This is a genomic window from Mesobacillus sp. (assembly GCF_049588175.1).
GTDB lineage: Bacteria > Bacillota > Bacilli > Bacillales > Cytobacillaceae > Mesobacillus.
Window position 1 is genome coordinate 1 of sequence record NZ_JBAVFI010000758.1, and the last position, 4,574, is coordinate 4,574.

Here is a 4,574-nt window from a genome sequence, read left to right on the forward strand (position 1 = left end):
GCCCTGTACCGCTTATGGAAAAAAGGCGAACGCGGCGTTTCTTCGGTGGATTGCCAGTACAGGTGTTAAAAGCATTAAAATTGAAAATGCCGGCCAGATGTTTAGTCTGGACCGGCATTTTTTTATATAAAGAGAGATTTCTACATCAATTCGTGCGGTTTTCCTTTAAAATTCGGGAGCGAATTTAGACCACTTCTCCATTGTGATGGGTTTATTACTTGTTGTTTTGGATTTATTACTTGTTGGTTTGGATTTATTACTTGTTGGAGCGATTTTAATACCAGTTGGATTCGTTTTAATACCAGTTGAAACTGATTTAATACCAGTTGAATTCGTTTTAATACCAATTAGATTAATTTCATTACTTTGCGATAAACAACTGCGTCCAATAATGCCCGTAATCTCCGCCTGAGGCATAGCCGGTTCCTATATGGGTGTAGGTGCCGTTCAGGATGTTTTTCCTGTGAGCAGGACTGTTCATCCATGACTGGACGACTTCCCCTGCTGTCTTTTGTCCCGCAGCGATGTTCTCGGCTGCACTGCGGTAGGAAACGCCGAAGTGCCTCATCATATTGGAAGGATCACCGTATGTAGGACTTGTATGTGAAAAGTAATTTTTATTTCTCATATCTGCTGACTTATATCTGGCTACCCTTGATAACTCACCATCTTGGACAAGCGGTTTGAGGCCATGCCTGGCACGTTCTGCGTTTGTGAGCTTGATGACGTCATCATCAATCGATCTCGCGACACCTAATTCTGGTATATTGATTTTTTGTCCTGGATAAATCAGGCTAGGGTTATTAATCTGCGGGTTTGCGGCAATGATTTCTGAAAGTCCGACTTGGTATCGCACTGAAATTTTCCACATAGTATCACCTGGCTGAACAGTATATACCTGCTGTGCAAACGATATGGCTGGGACCAGCCAGAATAGCAGGACTACTGCCAGTATTACTTTCTTTCCCATCATTCATTCCTCCTCGAATGTTAGGATGAGAAATTTTATGGAAAATATACTTTAAAATCCCACTTAAGCTTTTTTTCCTTCTGAAGTGAAAACATCATTGAGGTGTTGCATATAGTTTTTAACAAGGGAGGAATGCAAATTATGGGCTATCTTTGGGTGATGACCATCGGTTTTGTCATTTGTCTCGGCATGGCTGGCGTAGCATTTATGTACGGTATTTTTTCTTCATTTAATATGGATGACGCTAGTCGGATTGATTTACTTGATACAAGAAATGAGGACGATCAGATCTGAAGTCTATTATCCTCGTAAAAATGCCAAAAGGCTGCCAAATGCTTGGCAGCCTTCTTTTATGACATCGACTTATTAAAAGTCTCTAGTGTTGTCTAATCGTGTGTTGGCAGGGTTGTCCGAAGTTAAAGGTGCATTGATTGGATCTACCACACCAGTTCTAGTTGTGTCATTAAAGCCAACACGGTTTTCGTCGCGCTCAACAACAACAAGGATTTTTCCTTCTTTTACATAGCCTTCGTAACGGTCAGCTTCATCTTCTGGAATTCCCATACCGATCAGTGCGCCGGCTAAACCGCCTGCACCTGCTCCAACTGCCGCACCTGTAAGTGTTGCAGCGATTGGTCCCGCAGCTACGATTGGCCCGATACCAGGAATCGCTAATGCGCCAATTCCAGCTAATAAACCTGTAAGGCCGCCTAAGATGCCGCCTGTTGCTGCACCTGCAGCAAGACCTTCCTCAGTCTTCGTACCGGTTGCTTCATTAATGTGATCAACCTCATCATCGTTTTTACTAATAACAGAGATGTCTTCTGTTGAGTAACCTTGTCTTTTCAAGTCCTCAACAGCCTGGATTGCCTCACGCTCGTTATCATATACTCCAACTAGGTGTTTTTCATGTTCATAATACATAATAAAATCCTCCTTTAGTAGACGAGTAGTTTTTTTACTAGACGAGTAGTCCTTTTTAAAGATACCCGTATAAGAGGGGTGTAAACATAATGTCGAATAGTTTGCAAGGGTTAATTTAAATAATATTGCAAATTTTTATAGATTCGGTTAGTATTTACAAATCAATCTTCTGCGGTATCGCTGTCTAGAAGATCCCATGGTGTGATGACGCCGATCGGCTTGCCATGGCGGTCACCTGTTTCGGTAATGATGACAGCCTGAAGTTTTTTGCCTCTTGTATGGTAGCGTTCAAACAATTCTTCAATTTCATAAAGCGATGCATCCTCGGTCACGAAGGTGACAAAATAGTTCTTCCCTTTTGTTAACAGTTCTTTGATCCGCACATCTTCAAAATGGATGACTTCACTTGAGAAATGTTGCGCCATCCACTGGATGATTTCCGTGGATGTAAGGAGCGCAACATATTTATCATCCTTGTCGTACACAGGGAATCTTGTAAAATCAAACTTATTGATTACTTTAAGTACATCTTTAAGATAAGCATCCTCATAATAGTAGAATACCGGGCTTGTCGCTATTGAAAGTGCGGTCTGCGGCTTCTCGAACTCCCGGCAAATTTCCTCGATACGTTCAACGACCTCGATATGCGGCTCGGCGATATAGTAATCGGCGTTCACTCTTTCATGGACAATTGCATTACGCAGCTTTGCAAACTGGTGCAAATCGCTCTTATATTTGCGGATGAGCGAATGGTTTTTATAACCTGAATATAACAGCTCAACAAATGCATCACTTTCTGTTTCCTTGACCATTTCCCTTAAAGCCTTGTGAATCCTGTTAAAAGCGGTCTCGAATTTTCCAGACTGCTCTTTATGATTGACCTCATTTTCTTTTTCAGCGTTGCTGCCTTGTTTTTTAGTGTCATTTGATTGAGCTTTACGTTCCTGTGAGCGCTGAGTTTCTGCATTGATTTTCTGATTTCCGTTTTGATTCAAAGGTTTATCATCATTGCCGTTTGATCTTTGCTTTGGATGATCCCCCGTTCCATTTGATCGTTCTGAGGATTTGTTATGATTGGCGATTGGCTGTTTATTTCTTTTATCGTCTTGATCTTTTTTCTCAACCGAATTTTGTTTCATGCCTTTTTGGCGTGGCTGTCGAGTCTTCTTTTCAGTGTCTTTTTCATTACGTATTTCTTTCGTTTGTGCCTGTTGGTTTTCCTTGAATTGCTTATCTTTACTGTTCATTGAATTCTTCTTACTTTTCTTTGGATCTGTATCCTGTGTATTTAACGCGGTCTGCTTTTTATTGAATCTATCTTTAACCTGAGTATCGTTAGCCAAAATGGTCCCTCCAAAATTCATATCTTCTTACACTAGTCTTACTACCCCAAATACCTGTTTTTGTAATCCTGGTTATATAATCTAAAAATACCAGAACAGCTGGAGTGTTGGCCTCTTTATTTTTTTACTTTATAAAAGTTTGTTACAATTAATGGAGTACATACATGATTTCCATTTAACATATTGAAGGTTTTGGAGAAAATTTTATAAAGAAAAGGGTTGGATCATACGTGGCAACAAAGAAAAAACGAGTAGTAAAAGAAATTAAACAAGTGGTCATGATTACGATCGGGGCAATCGTTGCCGCATTTGGGCTTGATATGTTCCTCGTTCCTAATGCTATTTTGGATGGAGGCGTGATCGGGCTATCCATTATTGCGGGTGAATTAACCGGCATTTCGATGAGTATATTTTTAATCATTTTCAACATCCCGTTCCTTTATATTGGTTATCGGAGAATGGGGTGGAAGTTCACGCTCCGTACTTTATATGGAGTTGTGATTTTATCAGGAGCTACAGCCTACCTGCACCATTTTGACCGCGTAACCGATGATTTATTTTTAGCAACGATTATTGGTGCCGTCATCCTTGGTACTGGTGTTGGTCTAGTTATCCGTGCTGGCGGAGCTTTGGACGGGACAGAAATTATCGCCATCCTCGTAAGCAAAAATCGTACCGTGTCAGTCGGACAAATTGTTATGATCATGAACTTTTTCATCTTTATTTTAGCTGCCTTGTTAGTGTTTAGCTGGGAAACGGCCATGTACTCCATCATTACATACTTTATCGCATTTAAAATGATCGATGTTGTTGTTGAAGGTATGGAGGAATTAAAATCAGTAACGATTATTTCAGACATCCCTGAGGAAATCGCTGAAGCATTATTAAGGGAACTAGGACGCGGGATGACCTATATTCATGGCGAAGGGGTTTTTACCAGCGAGCCTAAAAAGATCATCTATACAATTGTCAGTCGTATTGAACTGTCCACACTGCGTTCTACCGTCCATGATTTGGACCCAAATGCATTAGTGGCAATCGAAAATGTCGCCGATGTAACGGGAAGTAACTTTGGGAAGAGTAATGCGCATTGATTTGGCAGGGAAATCTGCTTTTATCAGGGCATTGTCTGCTGTAATCAGAGTGTTCTCTACGAAATTGAATGGCATTTCTTTAGTTATTCTCTACAATATTCTAGATAATCACTATGACAGTGAAGGTATTCTCTAAAATATCTTTGAAAAATCTCTACAAAATTATAGGGTATTTACTACGTAATTCTAGATAATCGCTATATTTAGCATCTGCCGGAAACACTCTTGAGCACACTGCAAGGG

At 40.5% G+C, this 4,574-nt stretch carries 6 protein-coding genes; 3 read left to right on the top strand and 3 right to left on the bottom strand.

Going from position 1 to position 4,574, the window contains the following annotated elements:
• Window positions 1-361: 361 nt before the first annotated feature.
• A complete protein-coding gene (gene safA / locus WB217_RS18385; RefSeq protein WP_423994762.1) occupies window positions 362-970 on the bottom strand; it encodes a SafA/ExsA family spore coat assembly protein in 609 nt (202 codons plus the stop codon).
• 141 nt (window positions 971-1,111) lie between these two features.
• Here safA and WB217_RS18390 point away from each other — a divergent pair, with 141 nt between their 5' ends.
• Window positions 1,112-1,264, top strand: coding sequence for a hypothetical protein (locus WB217_RS18390; protein WP_423994763.1), 153 nt, complete (start codon window positions 1,112-1,114; stop codon window positions 1,262-1,264).
• A gap of 72 nt (window positions 1,265-1,336) precedes the next feature.
• Here WB217_RS18390 and WB217_RS18395 read toward each other — a convergent pair whose 3' ends face one another.
• Together WB217_RS18395 and WB217_RS18400 are read right to left on the bottom strand one after the other, a co-directional pair.
• Window positions 1,337-1,894, bottom strand: coding sequence for a general stress protein (locus tag WB217_RS18395; protein WP_423994765.1), 558 nt, complete (start codon window positions 1,892-1,894; stop codon window positions 1,337-1,339).
• A gap of 161 nt (window positions 1,895-2,055) precedes the next feature.
• Window positions 2,056-3,237 carry a CBS domain-containing protein gene (locus WB217_RS18400; RefSeq protein ID WP_423994767.1) on the bottom strand — a complete coding sequence of 394 codons (1,182 nt, stop codon included), beginning with the start codon at window positions 3,235-3,237 and terminating at the stop codon, window positions 2,056-2,058.
• Between the two features lie 278 nt (window positions 3,238-3,515).
• Between WB217_RS18400 and WB217_RS18405 the strand changes: the two genes are divergently transcribed.
• Together WB217_RS18405 and WB217_RS18410 are read left to right on the top strand one after the other, a co-directional pair.
• Complete coding sequence (locus WB217_RS18405; RefSeq protein WP_423994771.1) at window positions 3,516-4,331, top strand: YitT family protein; 816 nt, start codon at window positions 3,516-3,518, stop codon at window positions 4,329-4,331.
• The gene (locus WB217_RS18410; protein ID WP_423994769.1) at window positions 4,321-4,467 is read left to right on the top strand and encodes a hypothetical protein; all 147 of its coding nucleotides are present in this window, start codon (window positions 4,321-4,323) and stop codon (window positions 4,465-4,467) included. Before WB217_RS18405 ends, WB217_RS18410 begins: the two co-directional genes overlap by 11 nt.
• Window positions 4,468-4,574 lie beyond the last annotated feature (107 nt).

What these genes read in the sequence shown, in the direction of transcription:
- WB217_RS18410 (WP_423994769.1), top strand. Translation starts at nt 4,321, where the DNA reads ATGCGCATTGATTTGGCAGGGAAATCTGCTTTTATCAGGGCATTGTCT.
- WB217_RS18395 (WP_423994765.1), bottom strand. Translation starts at nt 1,894, where the DNA reads ATGTATTATGAACATGAAAAACACCTAGTTGGAGTATATGATAACGAG.
- safA (WP_423994762.1), bottom strand. Translation starts at nt 970, where the DNA reads ATGGGAAAGAAAGTAATACTGGCAGTAGTCCTGCTATTCTGGCTGGTC.
- WB217_RS18405 (WP_423994771.1), top strand. Translation starts at nt 3,516, where the DNA reads ATGATTACGATCGGGGCAATCGTTGCCGCATTTGGGCTTGATATGTTC.
- WB217_RS18390 (WP_423994763.1), top strand. Translation starts at nt 1,112, where the DNA reads ATGGGCTATCTTTGGGTGATGACCATCGGTTTTGTCATTTGTCTCGGC.